The 19,956-nt window shown below is 69.4% G+C and carries 14 protein-coding genes; 10 read left to right on the plus strand and 4 right to left on the minus strand.

From position 1 onward, the window contains the following. Nucleotides 1–36 precede the first annotated feature (36 nt). The 6 genes from ACWEKS_RS03190 (at nt 37) to clpX (ending at nt 6,674) form a co-directional block, all read left to right on the plus strand. Nucleotides 37–1,275, plus strand: a complete 1,239-nt coding sequence (locus ACWEKS_RS03190; protein WP_452338551.1) for a DUF7373 family lipoprotein — start codon at nt 37–39, stop codon at nt 1,273–1,275. Nucleotides 1,276–1,401: 126 nt separating this feature from the next. Then, entirely contained in the window at nt 1,402–1,971 is a 570-nt protein-coding gene (locus tag ACWEKS_RS03195) for an FKBP-type peptidyl-prolyl cis-trans isomerase (RefSeq protein ID WP_364617141.1), read from the plus strand. Between the two features lie 162 nt (nt 1,972–2,133). Then, the gene (gene tig, locus ACWEKS_RS03200; protein ID WP_452338552.1) at nt 2,134–3,537 is read left to right on the plus strand and encodes a trigger factor; all 1,404 of its coding nucleotides are present in this window, start codon (nt 2,134–2,136) and stop codon (nt 3,535–3,537) included. 231 nt (nt 3,538–3,768) lie between these two features. Beyond that, entirely contained in the window at nt 3,769–4,353 is a 585-nt protein-coding gene (locus ACWEKS_RS03205; protein WP_452338553.1) for an ATP-dependent Clp protease proteolytic subunit, read from the plus strand. Nucleotides 4,354–4,391: 38 nt separating this feature from the next. After that, entirely contained in the window at nt 4,392–5,066 is a 675-nt protein-coding gene (locus ACWEKS_RS03210) for an ATP-dependent Clp protease proteolytic subunit (RefSeq protein WP_452338554.1), read from the plus strand. A gap of 327 nt (nt 5,067–5,393) precedes the next feature. After that, complete coding sequence (clpX, locus tag ACWEKS_RS03215; RefSeq protein WP_357006134.1) at nt 5,394–6,674, plus strand: ATP-dependent Clp protease ATP-binding subunit ClpX; 1,281 nt, start codon at nt 5,394–5,396, stop codon at nt 6,672–6,674. A 407-nt stretch (nt 6,675–7,081) separates the two neighbouring features. Here clpX and ACWEKS_RS03220 read toward each other — a convergent pair whose 3' ends face one another. The 4 genes from ACWEKS_RS03220 to ACWEKS_RS03235 form a co-directional block, all read right to left on the minus strand. Then, a complete protein-coding gene (locus ACWEKS_RS03220) occupies nt 7,082–7,606 on the minus strand; it encodes a hypothetical protein (protein ID WP_452338555.1) in 525 nt (174 codons plus the stop codon). Between the two features lie 73 nt (nt 7,607–7,679). Further along, entirely contained in the window at nt 7,680–8,051 is a 372-nt protein-coding gene (locus ACWEKS_RS03225) for a nuclear transport factor 2 family protein (RefSeq protein ID WP_433565210.1), read from the minus strand. A 101-nt stretch (nt 8,052–8,152) separates the two neighbouring features. Then, nucleotides 8,153–8,965: a formate dehydrogenase accessory sulfurtransferase FdhD gene (gene fdhD, locus ACWEKS_RS03230; RefSeq protein WP_452338556.1), complete on the minus strand. Its 813-nt coding sequence runs from the start codon at nt 8,963–8,965 to the stop codon at nt 8,153–8,155. Then, nucleotides 8,962–11,265 carry an FdhF/YdeP family oxidoreductase gene (locus ACWEKS_RS03235; RefSeq protein WP_452338557.1) on the minus strand — a complete coding sequence of 768 codons (2,304 nt, stop codon included), beginning with the start codon at nt 11,263–11,265 and terminating at the stop codon, nt 8,962–8,964. Before ACWEKS_RS03235 ends, fdhD begins: the two co-directional genes overlap by 4 nt. 290 nt (nt 11,266–11,555) lie before the next feature. Here ACWEKS_RS03235 and ACWEKS_RS03240 point away from each other — a divergent pair, with 290 nt between their 5' ends. The 4 genes from ACWEKS_RS03240 (at nt 11,556) to ACWEKS_RS03255 (ending at nt 19,903) form a co-directional block, all read left to right on the plus strand. Further along, nucleotides 11,556–12,758 carry a hypothetical protein gene (locus ACWEKS_RS03240; RefSeq protein WP_452338558.1) on the plus strand — a complete coding sequence of 401 codons (1,203 nt, stop codon included), beginning with the start codon at nt 11,556–11,558 and terminating at the stop codon, nt 12,756–12,758. Then, on the plus strand, nt 12,755–14,461 hold the full coding sequence (locus ACWEKS_RS03245) for a hypothetical protein (protein ID WP_452338559.1): 1,707 nt from the start codon (nt 12,755–12,757) through the stop codon (nt 14,459–14,461). The genes ACWEKS_RS03240 and ACWEKS_RS03245 overlap by 4 nt, the downstream gene beginning before the upstream one ends. Continuing rightward, nucleotides 14,458–16,713: a protein kinase domain-containing protein gene (locus tag ACWEKS_RS03250; RefSeq protein ID WP_452338560.1), complete on the plus strand. Its 2,256-nt coding sequence runs from the start codon at nt 14,458–14,460 to the stop codon at nt 16,711–16,713. Before ACWEKS_RS03245 ends, ACWEKS_RS03250 begins: the two co-directional genes overlap by 4 nt. 97 nt (nt 16,714–16,810) lie before the next feature. After that, the gene (locus ACWEKS_RS03255) at nt 16,811–19,903 is read left to right on the plus strand and encodes an FAD-dependent oxidoreductase (protein WP_452338561.1); all 3,093 of its coding nucleotides are present in this window, start codon (nt 16,811–16,813) and stop codon (nt 19,901–19,903) included. Nucleotides 19,904–19,956 lie beyond the last annotated feature (53 nt).

Here is a 19,956-nt window from a genome sequence, read left to right on the forward strand (position 1 = left end):
ACCCGGGCGGGGAGCTGTGCGACAGGCGGTGGCGGCATGCACCGATTCGATTCGACCCGTCGGCGTGTGCACGCCGGATCGCTCGTGGCGGTCGCGGCACTGGTCAGTGCCTGCGCGATCGCCGGGGCACCACGGGCGGCGACGCCGCAGGTGGGGGCACTGGATCTCGGCGGCTACAGCGGGCGGCCGCTCGTCGCGCCGGGGGCGGCCGGGGAAGCTTATGGGCGGCTGATGGAATCGGTGCGGATGGCGGACGCCGTCATCGCGCCGCGCGCCGTCGATCCGACCCTGGCGCAGACCTCGGCCATTCCGGTACCCACCCCGGAGGACGCCGTCGGAATCCTCGCCGCCGCCACCCGCGCCACCCTGGCCGCGCACGGCATGCTGGCCGGATTCAGCATCGGCGGCACCGACGATCCGACCGGCGTCCCGGAGATCGGCACGGCCCGTTCGGTGCGCCTCACCGTCCTGCGCATGCGGGACAATATGACGGCCATCGACGCGGCCCGCGAGATAGATGGGCGCGACTTCGACGTCAACCACGACAATGTCGTCGTACCGTTCTCCGAATACTTTGCGACACACGGTCATTGGCGCACCTTCGTGCCGACGATGGCGGTCACCCTCGCCCACGGCCCGTTCGTGGTGACGCTGTTCGTCACGCATCCGGCCACGGATCTGGCGGCCCTGAAGCAGCTGGCCGAAGCCACCCTCGACGCCGAACTGCCGAAGCTGGACGCCTTCACGCCGACACCAGCCGAGGAACTGTCCGCGCTCCCACTGGATCCCGGCGGGATGCTGAGCCGTCTGCTGCCCGCCGACCCCGGGAAATGGCCCTATCCCGAGCTCTTTCACGACGTGCAGCAACCCATCGCCGGTTGGGGCGGACACCGCAGCGCCCGCGGCATCGTCTACGGCCCCCTCCTCGCCGAGCTGTGGGTCAACAGGTCCGGCACGGACCCTCGCATCCCGGTCGAGAGCATCGCCGTCACGGATTCGGCTCGGCTGCTGCGCTTCCCCGACGCCGTGGCCGCCCGGCACGCGCTGAACCGACTGTCCGAGCCCAGCGCCGGCGGGTCCGTCACGGCCCCGCCGGCCGGCGTCCCGGACGCGGTCTGCCTGCGGAGTCCCGGCTCGAATCCCGCAGCGCGCGAGAGCGAATACACCTGCCTCGTCCTGGCCGGCCGCTATCTGGCGCAGGTCTCCGCCCCGACCGAGCAACTCGTCCACCGCATGGCCGCGGCACAATACGCGCTGCTGGTCACCGATCGCTGAGTCCGCGGATCGCCGATTCGGCATCCGCTCGGCCGCGTCCTCCCCGGCGAAGAACGATCCCGGCGTGTAGGTTCGGCGCGGCGTCGCAATCCGTGCGGCAATCCGGACTGACGGACAGGAGCGGGAATGCGCTTGGTGGGCAAGGTCGGTGTGATCGGTGCGGTCGCGGCCGCCACGGTGCTGGCCGCGGGGTGCGGCAGCAGCAGTGACAACAAGGCGGCGTCGACCACCACTGGCAAGGCCACGACCAGCGCGGCCGTCGCCACCACAACCCAGAGCAAGGGCCGCGAGTGCACGGCCGACGACATCAAGGTCGACGGCGGCTTCGGGCAGGCCCCCAAGATCACCATCCCGGACGACTGCGACCCGCCCAAGCAGCTCATCGTCAAGGACCTGGTCGCGGGCAGCGGCCCGGCCGCCAAGGCCGGGGATCAGCTGACCATGAACTACACGCTGGTCACCTGGTCGGACAAGAAGGTCCTCGACTCGTCCTTCACCCGCGGTGAGCCCTTCGAGCTGCCGCTGGGCGCGGGCGAGGTCATCAAGGGCTGGGACCAGGGCCTGGTCGGCGTCCAGCAGGGCGCCCGCCGGCTGCTCATCGTCCCGCCGGACCTCGGCTACGGCGCGGGCGGCCACGGCATGAAACCGTACGAGACGCTGGTCTTCGTCACCGACGCCGTCAAGGTCGGTAGCTAGACCCGAACCCCGGGTACCAGGGCGACCGGTCGACCGACCGGCGTCGCGATGCCCCGTGCAGCGACCGGTTACACGGCCCGAGGGGCCGTCAACTAACCTGGTCGGGATGCGTTCGGGGGGAACCTAGACGTCAACCATGAACTACGAACAAGGAGCATGTCCGTGAAGAGCACCGTCGAGCAGCTGAGCCCGACTCGGGTCCGCATCAATGTCGAGGTGCCCTTCGAGGAGCTGAAGCCGGACTTCGACCGCGCGTACAAGGCTCTCGCGCAGCAGGTCCGGATCCCGGGCTTCCGTCCGGGCAAGGCGCCGGCCAAGCTTCTCGAGGCCCGTATCGGCCGCGGCGCCGTGCTGGAGCAGGTCGTCAACGATGTGCTGCCCAAGCGCTACAGCGAGGCTGTCATCGCCACCGAGGCCAAGGTCATCGGCCAGCCGGAAATCGAGATCACCAAGATCGAGGACGGCGAGGAGCTGGCCTTCACCGCCGAGGTCGACATCCGCCCGGAGATCACCCTGCCGGAGTTCTCCTCCATCGCGGTCTCGGTCGACCCGATCGAGATCACCGACGAGGACATCGACGAGCAGCTGCAGTCGCTGCGTCAGCGCTTCGGCACCCTGAAGTCGGTCGAGCGCGCCATCGAGAACGGCGACTTCGTCTCCATCGACCTGTCCGCCACGGTCGACGGCGAGACCGTCGAGGAGGCCTCCACCACCGGCCTGTCCCACGAGGTCGGCTCCGGCCAGCTCATCGAGGGCCTGGACGAGGCCCTGATCGGCCTGAAGGAGGGCGAGTCCAAGGACTTCACCTCCACGCTGGTCGCCGGTGAGCACGCCGGCAAGGAATCCGTCATCACCGTGACCGTGCAGTCGGTCAAGGAGCGCGAGCTGCCCGAGGCCGACGACGAGTTCGCCCAGCTGGCAAGCGAATTCGACACCATCGACGAGCTGAAGGAAGACCTGAAGACCCGCGTCGAGCGTGTCAAGAAGGTTCAGCAGGCCGGCGAGATCCGCGACAAGGTGCTCGAGCAGCTGCTCGAGACCGTGGAGATCCCGCTGCCCGAGGGTGTCGTCAAGGCCGAGGTCGACGCCGTCGAGCACGACGCCGTCCACGGCTTCGACCACGACGAGGCCAAGCTGGCCGAGGCCCTCGAGGCCCAGGGCTCCTCCCTCGAGGAGTTCAAGAAGGACACCAAGGAAGCCGCCGAGAAGTCGGTCAAGACCCAGCTGCTGCTGGACGCCGTCGCCGAGGCCGAGAACACCCAGGTCGGCCAGGACGAGCTGTACGAGCGGATCATCTTCCAGGCGCAGCGCTACGGCATGTCGCCCGATCAGTTCATCCAGCAGATCCAGCAGGCCGGTCAGCTGGGCGCGGTCTTCGCCGACGTGCGCCGCGGCAAGGCCCTGGCCGGTGTCGTGGTCCAGGCCGCCGTCACCGACACCGCCGGCAACGTCGTGGACACCGCCGAGATGTTCGGCAACCCGGCCGCGGAGGCCGAGGAGGTTTCCGCCGAGGAGCTGGCCACCGTCGCCGACGCGACCGAGGCCGCCGACGCCGACGCCAAGTAAATAAATGCCGGCACCCCGGTGTCCGGGGTCTCGGGTGACACCCCGAGAACCCCGAACGCGGGAACGTGAGGTGTTGACGTAAGTTTGCGCTGTGAGCGAAGCAGGGCGGTACCGGGAGTTCGGTGCCGCCCTGCTTCGTTAGGGTTTGTGTCAGCGAATCAGTAGGGGCTTGTTAACCGAGCCGTTGAGAGAGGGCAGGTATCCGTGACAATTCATCAGGCAGGGGTGCGCATGACATCCGCGACTGCTGGTCTGAACCTCAGTGATTCGGTGTACGAGCGCCTGCTGCGCGAGCGCATCATCTTCCTGGGCACTCAGGTCGACGACGACATCGCCAACAAGCTGTGCGCGCAGATCCTTCTGCTGTCGGCCGAGGACCCGACCAAGGACATCTCGCTCTACATCAACTCCCCGGGTGGTTCGGTCACCGCGGGCATGGCCATCTACGACACCATGCAGTTCGCCGACTGCGACGTCGCCACGTATGGCATGGGCCTGGCTGCCTCGATGGGCCAGTTCCTGCTCGCCGCCGGCGCCAAGGGCAAGCGCTACGCACTGCCGCACGCGCGGATCATGATGCATCAGCCCTCCGCGGGTCTGGGCGGTTCCGCTGCGGACATCGCCATTCAGGCCGAGCAGTTCGCCTACACCAAGCGCGAACTCAACGAGCTGCAGTCGCTGCACACCGGCAAGTCCGTCGAGCAGGTGACCGCCGACGCCGACCGCGACCGCTGGTTCACCGCCGCCGAGGCGCTCGACTACGGCTTCATCGACCACGTGATCACCCACGCGAGCCAGGCGAACGGCAGCAAGTAGTTCCGCAGCCCACCCACACAGACTTTGGAGAGACGCGTATGTCCAACATGATCGATCCGCGGGCCGCGGGCATCACCTTCGCCGCCGCCGGCAGCCTGCCTCAGTCGCGCTACATCCTGCCGCAGTTCACCGAGCAGACCAGCTTCGGCCAGAAGGTCTCGGACCCGTACAACAAGCTCTTCGAGGAGCGGATCATCTTCCTGGGCAACCAGGTTGACGATGTGTCGGCCAACGACATCATGGCCCAGCTGCTGGTGCTCGAGTCGATGGATCCGGACCGCGACATCACCATGTACATCAACTCGCCCGGTGGTTCCTTCACCGCGCTGATGGCCATCTACGACACCATGCAGTACGTGCGCGCCGACGTCGCCACCGTCTGCCTGGGCCAGGCCGCCTCGGCCGCGGCCGTGCTGCTCGCCGCCGGCGCCCCCGGCAAGCGTGCCGCGCTGCCCAACGCCCGCGTCCTGATCCACCAGCCGTCCACCTCGGGCGGCATCCAGGGCCAGGTCTCCGACCTCGAGATCCAGGCCGCCGAGATCGAGCGCATGCGTCGCCTCATGGAGACCACGCTGGCACGCCACACCGGCAAGGACGCGGACACCATCCGCAAGGACACCGACCGGGACAAGATCCTCACCGCCGACGAGGCGCAGGAGTACGGGATCGTCGATCAGGTTTTCCAGTACCGCAAGCTCAGCGCCCAGAAGTGAGCTGGGCGGGTGGCGGGGTTCTGTGTGTCCCAGGCGTCCCCGCCACCCCGGCAGGGGTGAGTCCACGCACATGTCCGGCGAGAAACGTGCCCAAGTTGTCGACCTCGGTCAGCCGAAACAGGTACGGTCACTCTAGGGACCTTTGCTCGTGGTTGTCGGCTCTGCCTCTGCATCCAACACAGGTGTTTGTAATGGGCACCGTGGATACACACAGCCGAATTGCCGGATCCGCAAACTCAGGGGTCACGGCTTACGCTCGAAGAAGGCAGCTCGCCGGCAGCCGGGGACAGACGGTTGCACGCGGACAAGGAAGTAGGGACCCAGGAGATGGCGCGCATCGGTGATGGCGGCGATCTGTTGAAGTGCTCGTTCTGCGGAAAGAGCCAGAAGCAGGTCAAGAAGCTCATTGCGGGACCGGGGGTGTACATCTGCGACGAGTGCATCGACCTCTGCAATGAGATCATCGAGGAAGAGCTCGCCGAATCCAGCGAGGTCAAGCTCGACGAATTGCCCAAACCCGCGGAAATCCGGGATTTCCTGGAGCAGTACGTGATCGGGCAGGACGCCGCGAAGCGAACCCTCGCAGTGGCGGTCTACAACCACTACAAGCGGATTCAGGCCGGCGACAAGGGCCGCGACTCCCGGGGCGAACCGGTCGAGCTGGCCAAGTCCAACATCCTCATGCTCGGCCCGACCGGCTGTGGCAAGACCTACCTGGCGCAGACGCTGGCCAAGATGCTGAACGTGCCGTTCGCCATCGCGGACGCCACCGCGCTCACGGAGGCCGGCTACGTCGGCGAGGATGTCGAGAACATCCTGCTGAAGCTGATCCAGGCCGCCGACTACGACGTGAAGCGCGCCGAGACCGGCATCATCTACATCGACGAGGTCGACAAGATCGCCCGCAAGTCGGAGAACCCGTCCATCACCCGTGACGTGTCCGGTGAGGGCGTGCAGCAGGCGCTGCTGAAGATCCTGGAGGGCACGCAGGCGTCGGTGCCGCCGCAGGGCGGTCGCAAGCACCCGCACCAGGAGTTCATCCAGATCGACACCACCAATGTGCTGTTCATCGTGGCGGGCGCGTTCGCCGGTCTGGAGAAGATCGTCCAGGATCGAGTCGGCAAGCGCGGCATCGGTTTCGGCGCGGAGGTCCGGTCCAAGGCCGAGATCGACACCGCCGACCACTTCGCCGACGTGATGCCCGAGGATCTGATCAAGTTCGGTCTGATCCCCGAGTTCATCGGCCGCCTCCCCGTCGTCGCCTCGGTCACCAACCTGGACAAGGACTCGCTGGTCCGCATCCTCGGTGAGCCGAAGAACGCGCTGGTGAAGCAGTACGTGCGCCTGTTCGAAATGGACGGCGTGGATCTGGAGTTCACCCAGGACGCCCTGGAAGCCGTTGCGGATCAGGCGATCCTGCGCGGCACCGGCGCCCGCGGCCTGCGCGCCATCATGGAGGAGGTGCTCCTCCCGGTCATGTACGACATCCCCAGCCGCGACGATGTCGCCAAGGTGGTCGTCAATGCCGACACCGTGAACGACAACGTCCTCCCGACGATCGTCCCGCGCAAGCGCCAGACCCCGGAGCGCCGCGAGAAGTCGGCGTAAGGCCCTTCCACAGGCAAAGAAACCGGCCCCGCGAGAATCCCTCTCGCGGGGCCGGTTTCGTTCTCTCGCCACGCGGCCGCGGAGGAGTTACCTGCTCCAGCTGATCACCGTGGAAGGTAGACGCGCGGACAACCTTGTGGCACCGAGTGCTTGATAGAAACCGTCGAGGGCAACCGACAGTTCATGCTTGTTCTCCTGTGGGCTGTCCGTTTCCGGAAAGCCAGGGAGCCGGTGACGGTCGGTGGAGCCGATCGCGCCCGTCGCGAGGATCGCCGTTGATCCCCCGTGGTTCGCCGTTGAACCTTTACTCCGTTACTCCAGAGAAATCGGTGTGGCTGGGTCACCTGTTACGACGGGGCGGCGTCCCCGATTTCATCGGGACCGGGAAAGAGAGTTTCGCGGCGGGGTCAGCGGCGGGGGAATTTGAAGGTGAAGGGGGCGGGCTCGGGGACCGGGAAACGCTCGCGCGGGGCGACGAGCAGAATGGCCAGGCCGAGGGCGGGCATGGCCAGGGCCGCCAGCAGTTCGAGGGTGAAGTTGAGTCCGCTCAGTGTCGGCGGGCGGTGGAAGGCGTGGTAGATGAAGTGCGGCGCGCCGAAGACCAGCCACGCCAGCCCGGTGACTCGGGCGATGACGCTGTCGCGGTAGTAGAGCGCGGCGCCGGAGATGGCGCCCAGGGCCAGGAAGAAGGCCCCCACGTCGCCGGCCAGGTGATGGTTGTACGGGCCGTCGGCGCGCACCCAGTGCAGGCCGAATCCGGGGAAGCTGGTGTAGAACGATTCGGGCGCCACGACGGCCCACAGGCCGGTGATCACCCCCGTGGCGGTGAGCACGCCGAGCATGATGAGCAGGGCGATCCAGCGCCGCCGGTTGATCTCCAGCCGCATGCTGACCCGCACCCCGTCACCGGTGCCGCGCAACGAGATCCGCACAGGCCCTCCCGCCCTCGCCGAATCACTGTGCTGCCACCGTAATTCGGGGAGCGGGAGGGGACAACCCCGTGGGTCAGATCTGCTCCATCTTCATGTCGTCCGGACCCCAGTAGGCCTTCATGCTGATGATCTTGCCCTCGTCGTTGAGCTCCATCACGTCGATGGGCGAGAGGGTCATGCGGTGCCCGTTGGACACGGTGACGAGGGTGAAGGACGCCGCCACCTTGTTGCCCGCCACCTTGACGGTGTGCAGTTCGGTCTCGCGGTCGAGGTTCTCCAGGGCCTTGTAGAGCTCGCCGATGGCCTCGTGGCCGCGGCGCTCCGGCGTCCCGATCGGATCCTCGATCACCGCGTCCTCGGCGTACAGGTCCACGATCGCCGACGTGGGCCCGGTGGCCACCAGCTTCACGTACTGCTCGACCACATCGCGGGGCTGCGCTGCCATGGATGACTCCCATCAAGAATTGAAACGTGTTCTATTGCGGAGAGTAACAGCCGGAACGTGCAAAGGAACCCCGCTGCCCCACCCTGTGGAACGGGCGACGATCACATCGCCAGACGGTCCTCACCGGTGTACACATTCATGGTTTCGCCGCGCAGGAAGCCGACCAGGGTGAGGCCGGCGTCGGCGGCGAGATCCACGGCCAGCGAGCTGGGGGCGGACACCGCGCCCATGATCGGAATGCCCGCCATGATGGCCTTCTGCACCAGCTCGAAGGAGGCGCGGCCGCTGACCATGAGGACGAGATCGTGTGCGGGAAGCCGATTCTCGCGAATCGCCCAGCCGACCAGCTTGTCGACGGCATTGTGCCGGCCGATGTCCTCGCGCACGGCCAGCGCCTCGCCCTCGGGGGTGAACAGGCCCGCGGCGTGCAGCCCGCCGGTGGCGTCGAAAACCTGCTGGCGGGAACGCAGCTCGTCGGGCAGCTTGGCGAGAGTGTGCACGTCGACGCGGGGCGAATCCGCAGGCATGGCGTGCCGGATCCGGGTGCGCACCTCGTCGAGGGCGGTCTTGCCGCACAATCCGCAGGAACTGTTGGTCAGAAAGGGCCTGGGCTGCACCGGGACCGGGGCCCGGAGCTGGATGTCCAGCACGTTGTAGGTGTTCTGCCCGTTCTCGTCGGTGCCGGCGCAGTAGCGGGCGCTGACGATGTCCTCGGCCGAGTCGATGACGCCCTCGGCGTAGAGGAAGCCGTGCACGAGGTCGATATCCGCGCCGGGGGTGCGCATGGTGATCGTCAGCGACTGCCCGCCCGTACGGATTTCGAGCGGTTCCTCCACAGCCAGGGTGTCGGGCCGGGTGACGGTGCCGCTGGGCGAGATGCGCAGGGTGCGGCGGCGCGCGGTGACCCTGCTCATGCGACCGTGTGGGTGTGGCGTTCCAGGCGGATGGTGACCGCCTTGGAAACGGGCGTATTGGAGCGCCGGGCGACGTGGTCCAGCGGGATCAGGGGGTTGGTCTCGGGGTAGTAGGCGGCGGCATTGCCGCGCGGGGTCGGGTAGGCGACGAGGCGGAAGCCGGTCACGCTGCGCTCGGTGCCGTCGTCGAATTCGGAGATGACGTCCACCAGATCGTCCTCGGCGAAACCGAGGGCGGTGATGTCTTCGGGATGGACCAGCACCACGCGTCGCCCGTTGTGGATGCCGCGGTAGCGGTCGTCGAGGCCGTAGATGGTGGTGTTGTACTGGTCGTGGCTGCGCAGGGTCTGCAGGATGAGCCGGCCCTCGGGGACCGGCAGCCAGTGCAGGTCGTTGACCGCGAAATTGGCCTTGCCGGTGGCGGTCCGGAATTCGCGGGCGTCGCGTGGCGGGTGCGGGAGTTGGAAGCCGTTGCGGCCGCGTACTTTCCGGTTGTAGTCGGTGCAGCCGGGTACCACCCGGGCGATGGCGTCGCGGATCTTGTCGTAGTCGCGCCGGAACTCGCCCCACGGTACGGAGTGGTCCGGACCGAACACGGCCTGGGCCAGCTCGCACACGATGGCGACCTCGCTGCGCAGCTGGTCGCTCACCGGGTCCAGCCGGCCGGTGGACAGGTGCACCATGGACATCGAGTCCTCGACCGAAACCTGCTGGCGCACACCGTCCTGCAGGTCGGCGTCGGTGCGGCCCAGGGTGGGCAGGATCAGGGCGGTGCGCCCGTGCACCACGTGGCTGCGGTTGAGTTTGGTCGACACCTGCACGGTCAGTGCGCAATTGCGCAGTGCGGCCTCGGTGACCTCGGTGTCGGGGGTGGCGGAGACGAAGTTGCCGCCCATGCCGAAGAACACCGTGCCGCGGCCGTCGCGCATGGCCCGGATGGCATTGACGGTGTCCCAGCCGTGTTCGCGCGGGCTGGTGATGGCGAATTCACGGTCCAGGGCGTCGAGGAAGGCGTCGGGCATCTTCTCCCAGATGCCCATGGTGCGGTCGCCCTGGACATTGGAGTGGCCGCGCACCGGGCACACGCCCGCGCCGGGCTTGCCGATCATGCCGCGCAGCAACAGCAGGTTGGTGGCCTCCTCGATGGTGGCGACGCCGTGCACCTGCTGGGTGAGGCCCATGGCCCAGCAGATGATGGTGGCCTTCGACTCGGCCAGTAGTTTCGCGGTGCGGTCCAGGTCTGCGCGGCGCAGGCCGGTGGCCTGCTCGACGATGCCGAGATCGACCGCGCGCATCTGTTGTTCGTATTCGGCGAAGCTCGCGGTGTGCGTATCGACGAAGACACGGTCCACAACCGTGCCGGGTGCGCGGTCCTCGGCCTCGAACAGCAGCTTGGCCAGGCCCTGGAACAGGGCCATGTCGCCGCCGAGGCGGATCTGCAGGAGATCGTCGGCGATGGTGATGCCGCCGGTGAAGCCCTTGACGGTCTGCGGGTCCTTGAAGCCGATGAGCCCGGTCTCCGGTAGCGGGTTGACCGCGATCACGGTGGCCCCGTGTGCCTTGGCCTCGCCGAGCGCGGACAGCATGCGCGGATGGTTGGTGCCGGGGTTCTGCCCGGCCACGATGATCAGGTCGGCCTTGGCGAAGTCGTCGATGGTGACCGAGCCCTTGCCGATGCCGATCGAGCCGGTGAGCGCGGTGCCCGAGGATTCGTGGCACATGTTGGAGCAGTCGGGCAGGTTGTTGGTGCCGAAGCTGCGGACCAGCAACTGGTAGAGGAACGCGGTCTCGTTGGCGGTGCGGCCGGAGGTGTAGAAGACGGCCTGGTCGGGGGAGTCCAGGCCGCGCAGGGTGTGGGCGATGAGGCGGTAGGCCTCGTCCCAGCCGATCGGGGAGTAGTGGTCCTCGCCCTCGCGCAGCACCATCGGGTGGGTGAGGCGGCCCTGCTGGCCGAGCCAGTAGCCGGACTTGCCGGCCAGGTCCTCGAGGGAGTGCTGGGCGAAGAACGCCGGGGTGACGGTGCGCAGGGTCGCCTCCTCGGCGACGGCCTTGGCACCGTTCTCGCAGAACTCCGCGGGGCGACGCCGACCGGTCGGTTCCGGCCAGGCGCAGCCCGGACAGTCGAACCCGTGCCGCTGATTCACTCGGGCCAGCGTGCGCGCGGTGCGCACCACACCCATCTCCTCGACGGCGCGCTCCAGTGCGACGGTGACCGCCTTGACGCCCGCGGCCTCGGTCTTCGGTGCGGTGACGGTCAGCGCGGACTCGTCGATATCGCTCTTCGGCGCGGCACGATACATGGTCCCGATTGTCCTCTCCGGCGCGATGGGGCGTCCCAGTCGATACCCGCATCGTAGGGCGCGAAACGCGCGGGCCAGCGGACTGGTCGGTCTCGGGTGTGAACGCGGGTGATCACTACCGCGATAGACAAGGCAGCGGGCACGTGGATGGCCTTACCATCGAACAAGCGAGGTCACGCCGAATGAAGACATGTGCGCATTCTGCTCGGCGTGCCGGTGGGGACCGGCATGCGAAACTGGCCCGCGCGGTGAGACTTTCACCCCGGACCCTACAGCTTGTTCTGCTGTTCGTGGCGGCCATCGCGCTCGCACTGCCGGCCGGCATCGGCTGGGCGAATCCGGGTGCCACCCAACCCGTTCCGCTCACCACCGTCTCCGTCCCGGCGCCGCAGGAGCGCGCACCGGTGAAAGTTCCTCCCAGCACGGTGAATCCGCCGCCGGTCAGCACCCAGCAGCCGGGCAACGACTGCACCTACACCGATTGCACCGGCACCCACGACGGCCCGCCCAGCCACGGCAAGACGAATCCCGGCGGCCAGTGCGGCGCCTCGTGCGACAGCGGCGGCGACACCGGCTGCGGCTGGACCCCCTGCACCCAGCCGCAGTACTGCCCGGACGGTTCGGTGAAACCCCCCAGCGGGATGTGTCCGCCGACGCAGCCGCAGTATTGCCCGGATGGTTCGGTGAAACCCGCGAGCGGAGTCTGTCCGTCGGCGCAGCCGCAGTACTGTCCGGATGGTTCGGTGAAACCCGCGAGCGGAGTCTGTCCGTCCGCACAGCCGCAGTACTGCCCCGACGGCTCGGTGAAACCCTCCAGCGGGGTGTGTCCCTCCGCGCAGCCGCAGTATTGCGCCGATGGTTCGGTCGAGCCGTCGAGTGGGGTGTGTCCGTCGGCGCAGCCGCAGTATTGTCCGGACGGTTCGGTCAAGCCCGCGAGCGGAACTTGCGTCACTGCTGTCATACCTCCTGGCACCACGCCGGGCGGGAATCAGCCGCAGCCGCAACCCAATCCGGTGCCGACGACGCCGGTGCCGACGATCGCCGTACCGCCGCCGACCACCACCGAGGCGGTGCCGCCGAGTGCGGAAGCCAAGCCGCCCGCATCGACCACTCCCGTTCCCGCGCAGACCTCCGGGCTTTCCCTCGAGCCGCCCGCCGTGGCGCCCGGGGCGCCGGTGCAGGCCAGCGGCACCGGCTGTGATCCCGGTGCCACCGTGAAGCTGTCGATCGGCGGGACCACCGCCGCCGACACCACGGCCGGGGCCGATGGCGGCTTCGCGGCCACCCTCGCCACCGGCGGCACCGATATCGGCCAGCACGAGGTGACCGCCGAGTGCGGGCGAAAGCTGGCCGCGCCCTTGGACATCGTGCTGGTCAGCCAGGTCGGCGGCGGCGCGGCGACGATGACGGTGCTGCTGTTCTTCCTACTCGTAGGCGGGTGGTTCTACGGCCACCGCCTGATCTCCCATCTCCCGGCACGGAGGCTCCGATGACCAGTCGCACAACCGCGCCGTACCAGGTGCAGCCGCCCAGCTTGCCGGAATTCCGGTGTGCGAGTGACCGATGCGTCCGGTGGGAACGCGATACCGGATGGGACGACGGCTGGTCGGCCGCCGGGCGACCCGCCGAACCTGTTGGCGCCGAGGGCGAATCGCGGCCGGTCGCTCGCGCCCGCGGCCGCCGGGCGATCGGCGGGACCGTGCTCGGCGCCCTCCTCATGGTCGCCCTCGTGGTGGTGGCGGTCGTCTTCGTGGCCGGACCCGCTCGCGCCGCCACCGGGGTGAGCGCGACCGCGACCCTCGACGGCCGGGCCATTGCCGGCGCCAATGCCGGGAATCCGGTGCGTCTGGATCCGAAACGGGTCGCGCAGGTCGTCGTCGAGGTGACCAATGGGACCGCGAATCCGGTGTCGGTCCGTCGCGTCGATCTCGCCGGGCACGTGCTCGGCCTGAACTTCTATTCGTATTCCACGACAGTCGAATTGACGGTCGCGGCGGGCAAGACCGAGAAGCTCACCTACCGTTTGGATCCGGCCGGGCTGGACGGGCAGGCGACCGGGCTCATCGGCTCCGACCTCACGCTCATCGGTGCGGACGGCAAGCCGCTGACCGCGGTGCACACCGTCGTCGATGTGCGCGGTTCGCTGGCGTCGGTGTACGGGCTGTTCGGCATCATCATCGCGGTCCTGACCGCCCTGGCCATTGTCGACGCGGCCCTGACCGTTGCGCGCCACCGCCTCTCGGCCAATCGCTGGCAGCGCGGCCTGCGCCTGCTCGCGCCCGGCCTCGGCCTCGGCCTGATGATCGGGTTCACCGGTTCGGTGGCGCGCTGGTGGGTGCCGGGCACCGCCCTGTGGCTCGCCCTGGCGGGCGCCACTGCCGCCCTCTTCTTCGTGGCCGGATACCTCTCGCCGACCCCGCGGCAGTCCGACGATCTCGGCCTCGACCCCGAGGATCTCGCTGCCGCGAAGGAACTCGATGCCAATGCCGGCGCGGCAGGGCCCAATCCGCCTTATGGTGGCACCTTCCGCGACCTCGGTGCGGTGGGAATCCCGGGCGGTACCTACCCGGACCTGGATGTTCGGTCTCAATCAGACTCCGGTGCAACGGAGTTCGTGCCGTACCACCCGCCCGGCGGACCAGGTTCGGGAGAGGCCGCGACGCAGGTCGGTCCCGCCGGGGCCCCGGGCGCGATGCGGGTCTTCCCGGGTGGACCCGCTTCCGGCCCGATTTCCGGCGGTGACCCGAGCGGTGAGACGACCCGGATCGCGCATCCGGGAATCGGTGGCGGCCTATATCCGGGCGGTGGGCCGCTGGCATCGGCCATGCAGCCCGACACCGATGAAAGCGCGACTGCGGCAACGGATTCTCCAGGCTCGGGAAGTCTGCCCGAGATGCAGGCCGGAACCGGTCCACATGCCACAGGGTCGGGCGGGCTGCCGACGGTCAGCAGACCGGGCGGCGAAGCATTCCGGTACTCGGCGGCGGGCGTGGATGATTCGACGGTCGGATATCCCGGCGGGGTGCAGCGGCCGCGGTCCGGGGCCGGGCTCGGGGAGACGACGATCGGGCGGGATCCCGCCGGTGGAAAGGACGACCCGGGACCGGCAGTCCAGGCGGCGGATCCGGGGGACGAGCCGACACTGCGCAGCGGGCCCGGCGGACCGGGCTTCCAGCCGGAGGGAGCGGGCCGATGAGCGTGGGGAATGCCGGCACCGCCGAGCTGGCCCGGGTGCGGGCGGCGCTGCCGGGGTACGAGGTCGGCGGGCAGATCGGGCGCGGCGGCTGCGGGGTGGTGCTGGCCGGCGTGCATCGCGGCTTGCACCGGCGGGTCGCGATCAAGCAGATCCCGCCGCAGTTCGCCGACGATATGCAGGTGCGGCGGCGGTTCGTCGACGAGGCACGGATGATGGCGGCGCTCGACCACCCGCACGTGGTGCCGGTATACGACTACATCGAGCACGACGACCTGTGCCTGCTGGTACTGGAGTACCTGCCCGGCGGCACCGTCGAGAACCGTTTCATCACAGCGGGATTCGAGGCGACCGCGGCGGTGGCGGTGGCGCTGTCGTGCGCGGCCGGGCTCGACGCCGCGCATCGCAGCGGCATCCTGCACCGGGATGTGAAGCCGTCCAACCTCATGTTCGCGGCCAATGGCGCGCTCAAACTCACCGACTTCGGGATCGCCAAGATCGTCGGCGGCGCGGACACGCTGGTGACGCGGGCGGGCGAGATCATCGGCACGCCCTCCTACATCGCGCCGGAACAGGTGCGCGGCCAAGGGCTTTCACCCGCTACCGACGTCTATGCCCTGGCCACCATGCTCTACCAGTTGCTCTCCGGCGTACTGCCCTTCCCGCCCGGCCCCGACGCCCTGTCCCTGCTGTTCGCCCACGCCTACGGCGACCCGATCCCGCTGACCGAGGTGGCTCCGTTCGTCCCCCAGCCCATCGCCGAGGCGGTCATGCGCGGCCTGGCCTCCGACCCCGCCGACCGCTACGACACCGCCGAAACCTTCGGCGTCGCCATCGCCGAGCCCGCCGCCCACTTCTGGGGCGCGAATTGGCTCACCCCCGTGGGCATCCCGGTCATCGGCGCGGACACCATCGTGGCCGCCGCCACCCGCAGCCCGCGCACCCCCGGCCCTTTCACTCCACAGACCCCACCCCCGAGACCCGGCTCCCACGATCCCTACACCCCGCCGCCCGGTGCGATGCCCCCACCGCCCGGCGCGGTGACCCGCGACCGCGGCTCCGGGCCGATAACACCTCCGCCACAACCGATTCGCCCGCACCACCCGCCGAACGCACCCATCGCCGACTCGATGTCCCGGGAAGAGCTGCGCCGCACCTCCGGCGGGCCCGCCACGCCGCACGGATCGCCCTCGAGCCCGAGCGCGGGGCAGGGTAGCGCTGCGCCGCCACCCGCCGACCCCCGCTCGGAACCGACACGGCGAGCCGACCGAGGCGTGTCAGCAGCCGCCTCGCACGGCGGGCCCGCTGCGCCCCAGCGAAAGGGTGGAGCCGGAATACCGGCCGGACACGGGTTCGGCAGTGGTCCAGCAGGATTCGGGCATGAAAGCGGTCCGCGACCGGGCGGAGGTTTCGGGCCCGGGGCTTCCGCGCCGATGGAGCGGATACGGCCGCGCGAGCCGATTCAGCGTGGTGGGGCGCGGCTGGCGGAGGTGGATCGGGCGGAGCTGGTGCCGGTGCAGCAGGTGGTCACGCTGCCGTCGCCTCGGGTGCCGTTGCTGGTGGCGGCGTTGTTGGTGGTGGTGACGGGGGCGGTTGGGGTGCTCGGCGTGGGTGCGGCGGAGCGGAATGTGCCTCCTGCGGGGATGATTCGGATCGACGGGATGGATCCCGCCTCGGGGACCGTGGATCTCGATCTGTCCAAGCCGGTGCCGATCACTGTCAGCGGGGCGGACGCTGATGAGGCGAAGCTGTCGGTGGATGTGCTGGGTGTGCGGGCCGGGGGACAGGGTGCGGCTTTGCCGGGTGGGTCGGGGGAGTTGTCCGCGCCGGTGAACCAGTACGTGCTCGCGGGTCGGCTGACCGGTGAATTGTCGCTGTCCCGTGCGGGTTCCGAGACGGCCACCTATCGGTTCGGGGTGCGGACACGGCAGCGGGCCACGACCACCGCGACGGCCGTCGGAATCCTGCTGCTCCTGCTGTTCGCCGCCGCATACGCCGAATCGAACGCCCGCACGCTGCGGCGTGGCAGTGCCCGCTTCGCGGCGACCGCCGGGCTGGCCATCAGCACGGGACTGCTCGGGATCGCGGCGGCCGGGGCGGCGTGGGTGCTGCTCGGCCGCGAACCCACCCTGCCCGGCGTGATCGTGTGCGCCGCAGGCGGTGTCGCGGCCGGACTGGCCCTGGCCGTCGGCTGCCGCCGGGTCGGCAAGCGGTACCGCTATCTGCGGGTGCAACTGCTCCGGGAGCGCGCCTGACCTCGAGGCAGCGCGGCGGTAATGGTGAACCGGGCTTCCGGCGATATACGCACGAGCGCAGCGAGATCGACGACTGCGCCGGGGAAGGGGCGGGAACATGGCGGGGCGGCCGGTCATCGAGATCCGGGAATGGGGACGGCCCGCGCGGCGGCGGCTGCTGGACGGGCCCATCGTCTTCGGGCGCGACGGTAGTCACGAGGTGCTGGCCGACGGCGGGGTCTCGCGGCAGCACCTGCGGCTGGTGCCCACCCCGACGGCCCTGTCCGTGGTCGACCTGGGCAGCCGCAACGGCACCACCGTCAATGGCGTGGCCCTGACCGGCCGGCGGGAACTCGTCACCGGTGACGTGGTGCGCCTGGGCCGCAGCGAGATCCTGGTGCTGCACACCCCGACCGGCGAACCGGACGAGCACGGCCCCGCCGAGACCGTGCTCGGGCCGTCCGGCGCGATACCCCGCCCGCCCGGCGGCGAGCCGACGCCCGCGCGCTGGGTGGCCCTCGCCAACCGGATCCTCGGCCTCGACCCGACCGGTGAGCGAAACCTGTTCCCCGCCTTCACCGAACTGCCGAGCCGGATACCGCTGCCGGTCTGGCAGGCGGCGCGCTTCCTGAGCATCACCGCCTACCTGGCGCTCATCGTCACGCTGTTCGTGCGGCCCGCGGGTGGCCTGTTCGTCTTCTTCGGGATCGTCGTCCCGCTGCTGCCCGGACTGTTCCTCATCGCACCGGGCCTGTGGCGCAACACCTGTCCGCTGGCCGCCACCAATCAGCTGCCGCGGCTGTTCCGCTTCACCCGCGCGCTCACGCCGCCGGCCTGGCTGCAGCAGCGCGGCTATCTGATCGCCGTCGCGCTGTTCTTCGGCATCGCCGGATCGCGCCTAGCGGGCCTGGACCGCAGCGGCGTCGCCACGGGTCTCGTGCTGTCCGCGGTCCTGCTGGCGGCGTTCACCGGAGGTGTCGTGTTCAAGGGCAAGAGCGGCTGGTGCAGCAGCATCTGCCCGCTGTTCCCGCTGCAGCGCGCCTACGGGCAGACGCCGTTCGTCACCATCGCCAACAATCACTGCCGCCCGTGTGTGGGCTGCGCCAAGAACTGCTTCGACTTCAAGCCGCGCGCCGCCTACCAGGCCGATATGGCCGATCCGGACCCCGGCTGGAGCGCGCCGCGCAAGCTGTTCGCCGCCGCGCTGCCCGGATTCGTGCTCGGGTTCATGGTGCTGGCCGGATATCCGGGAGTGCCGGTGCCGCAACGGTATCTGACGCTGGGCCTGGTTCTGCTGGTCGCGGTGGGCGTCTACTTCGCCGTCGAGGCGCTGACCGGGGTGGGCCCGGCCATGCTGTCGGCGGTGTACGCGGTGGTGGCCCTCAACGGCTTCTACTGGTTCGCGGGACCGGTGCTGCTCGGCTCGTTCACCACCATCACCGGGGTCGGCGGCGTGGCCTGGTTGCGCTGGCCGATCAGCTTTTTCGTCCTGGCCGCGACCCTGCTGTTCCTGGCCCGCACCCGGGTCAGCGAACTCCAGTACGCGCTCAGCACCGGCGCCCGCACCGAACCCGTCCTGCTGCCCTTCCCGCGGCCGCGCATCGACGACGACAATGCCACCGCCCCAGCGGCTTCGGTGGACTTCGACGGCCGGACCGTGGCCGCCGAACTCGGCGTGAGCCTGCTCGATCTCGCCGAGCAGGCGAACCTGCTCCTGGAGTCGGGCTGCCGCATGGGCGTCTGCGGCGCCGACCCGGTCGCGATCCTCGAGGGTGGCGAGCAGCTGTGCGATCCGACCGCTGACGAGCGAAATACTCTGCGGCGGTTGGGATTCGCCGATAACACCCGCATGGCCTGCGGCGCCCGCGTGCACGGCGGCGGCGTCCGGGTCTCGCTCACCCCCGAACCGGGGCACGGCACCGGCGACCGCCCCGCCCACTTCGATCGCTCCCTGATGAGCCTGGTCGTCATCGGCACGGGCATCGCGGGCGTCACCGCCGCCGACTTCCTGCGCCGCGGCCACCCCGACTGCGAAATCCACCTGGTCGGCAGGGAATCCCACGACTTCTACAACCGCATGGGCATCTCGCGCCTCATCCCCGGCCGGTCCGCCATGCAGGGCCTGCACCTGCTGCCCGAACAGTGGTACGAGGACCACCGCATCACGCCGTGGCTCAATACCCTTGCCACACAACTGGATCCACGGTCGCAGCGGGTCCACCTCGGCACCGGCGACGTCCTGCCCTACGACCGGCTCATCCTCGCGACGGGTGCGTCCGCCGCGCTGCCCGAGATCGCCGGACTGCACCGGCCCGGCAGCTTCGTGCTCCGCGAGGCGGGGGACGCCATGACCATTCGCGCCTACGCCCAGCAGCGGTCCTGCGTCCGCGCCGTGGTCGCCGGCGGTGGTCTGCTCGGTCTCGAGGCCGCATATGCCCTGCACCAGTTGGGATTACGCGTCACCGTGCTGGAACGCGGGCCGCGGCTGCTCGGCAAGCAGCTCGATCCACGGGCGTCGGCCATCGTGCTGGACCACATCACCCGGGCCGGGATCGAGGTCCGGCACCGGGCCGAGACCGCCGCGCTGACCGAGGATTCCGGGGCGGTCGCACCCGGCGGGCAGCGCGGGCCCGGCCGCGACTCCGATCCGGTCCGGTCCGTGGTCCTGAAGGACGGGACGGTGCTGCCGTGCGAGGTATTCCTCACCGCCACCGGCATCCGCCCCAATACCGACCTGGCCGCCCGCGCCGGAATCCCGGTCCGGCGCGGCATTCTCGTGGACGACCGCATGCGCACCGCCGTGCCGCACGTGTACGCGGCCGGAGACGTGGCCGAACATCGCGACCGCGTACTCGGCCTGTGGCCCATCGCCGCCGAACAGGCGCAGGCCGCGGCGGTGAACGCGCTCGGCGGCGATCAGGTGCTGACCGCGGAGACGCCCGCCACCATCCTCAAGGGAGTCGGCCTGGAGCTGTTCAGCATCGGGCAGGTCGAGCCGGGACAGCGCGACGAGGTGATCGTGGTGGACGAATCACCCCGGCCGTCCTATCGGCGGCTGGTCATTTCCGGCGACCGTGCGGTCGGGGCGATCGTGCTCGGCCATCACCCCACCGATGTGGCCGCCGCGCAGCAGGCCGTCCGCGCCCGGAAGGCGATACCCGGGGCGGCTCGGAATGCCCTGCAGCGAGGGGACTGGTCCGCATTGCAGTAGCGCGGGATGTCGGCTGCGCGGTGGCCACCTGGTCGGCACTGCGACCTACTGGG

The organism is Nocardia sp. NPDC004711 (assembly GCF_053601595.1).

What these genes read in the sequence shown, in the direction of transcription:
- ACWEKS_RS03190 (WP_452338551.1), top strand. Translation starts at nt 37, where the DNA reads ATGCACCGATTCGATTCGACCCGTCGGCGTGTGCACGCCGGATCGCTC.
- ACWEKS_RS03195 (WP_364617141.1), top strand. Translation starts at nt 1,402, where the DNA reads ATGCGCTTGGTGGGCAAGGTCGGTGTGATCGGTGCGGTCGCGGCCGCC.
- ACWEKS_RS03205 (WP_452338553.1), top strand. Translation starts at nt 3,769, where the DNA reads ATGACATCCGCGACTGCTGGTCTGAACCTCAGTGATTCGGTGTACGAG.
- ACWEKS_RS03210 (WP_452338554.1), top strand. Translation starts at nt 4,392, where the DNA reads ATGTCCAACATGATCGATCCGCGGGCCGCGGGCATCACCTTCGCCGCC.
- clpX (WP_357006134.1), top strand. Translation starts at nt 5,394, where the DNA reads ATGGCGCGCATCGGTGATGGCGGCGATCTGTTGAAGTGCTCGTTCTGC.
- ACWEKS_RS03225 (WP_433565210.1), bottom strand. Translation starts at nt 8,051, where the DNA reads ATGGCAGCGCAGCCCCGCGATGTGGTCGAGCAGTACGTGAAGCTGGTG.
- fdhD (WP_452338556.1), bottom strand. Translation starts at nt 8,965, where the DNA reads ATGAGCAGGGTCACCGCGCGCCGCCGCACCCTGCGCATCTCGCCCAGC.
- ACWEKS_RS03235 (WP_452338557.1), bottom strand. Translation starts at nt 11,265, where the DNA reads ATGTATCGTGCCGCGCCGAAGAGCGATATCGACGAGTCCGCGCTGACC.
- ACWEKS_RS03245 (WP_452338559.1), top strand. Translation starts at nt 12,755, where the DNA reads ATGACCAGTCGCACAACCGCGCCGTACCAGGTGCAGCCGCCCAGCTTG.
- ACWEKS_RS03250 (WP_452338560.1), top strand. Translation starts at nt 14,458, where the DNA reads ATGAGCGTGGGGAATGCCGGCACCGCCGAGCTGGCCCGGGTGCGGGCG.
- ACWEKS_RS03255 (WP_452338561.1), top strand. Translation starts at nt 16,811, where the DNA reads ATGGCGGGGCGGCCGGTCATCGAGATCCGGGAATGGGGACGGCCCGCG.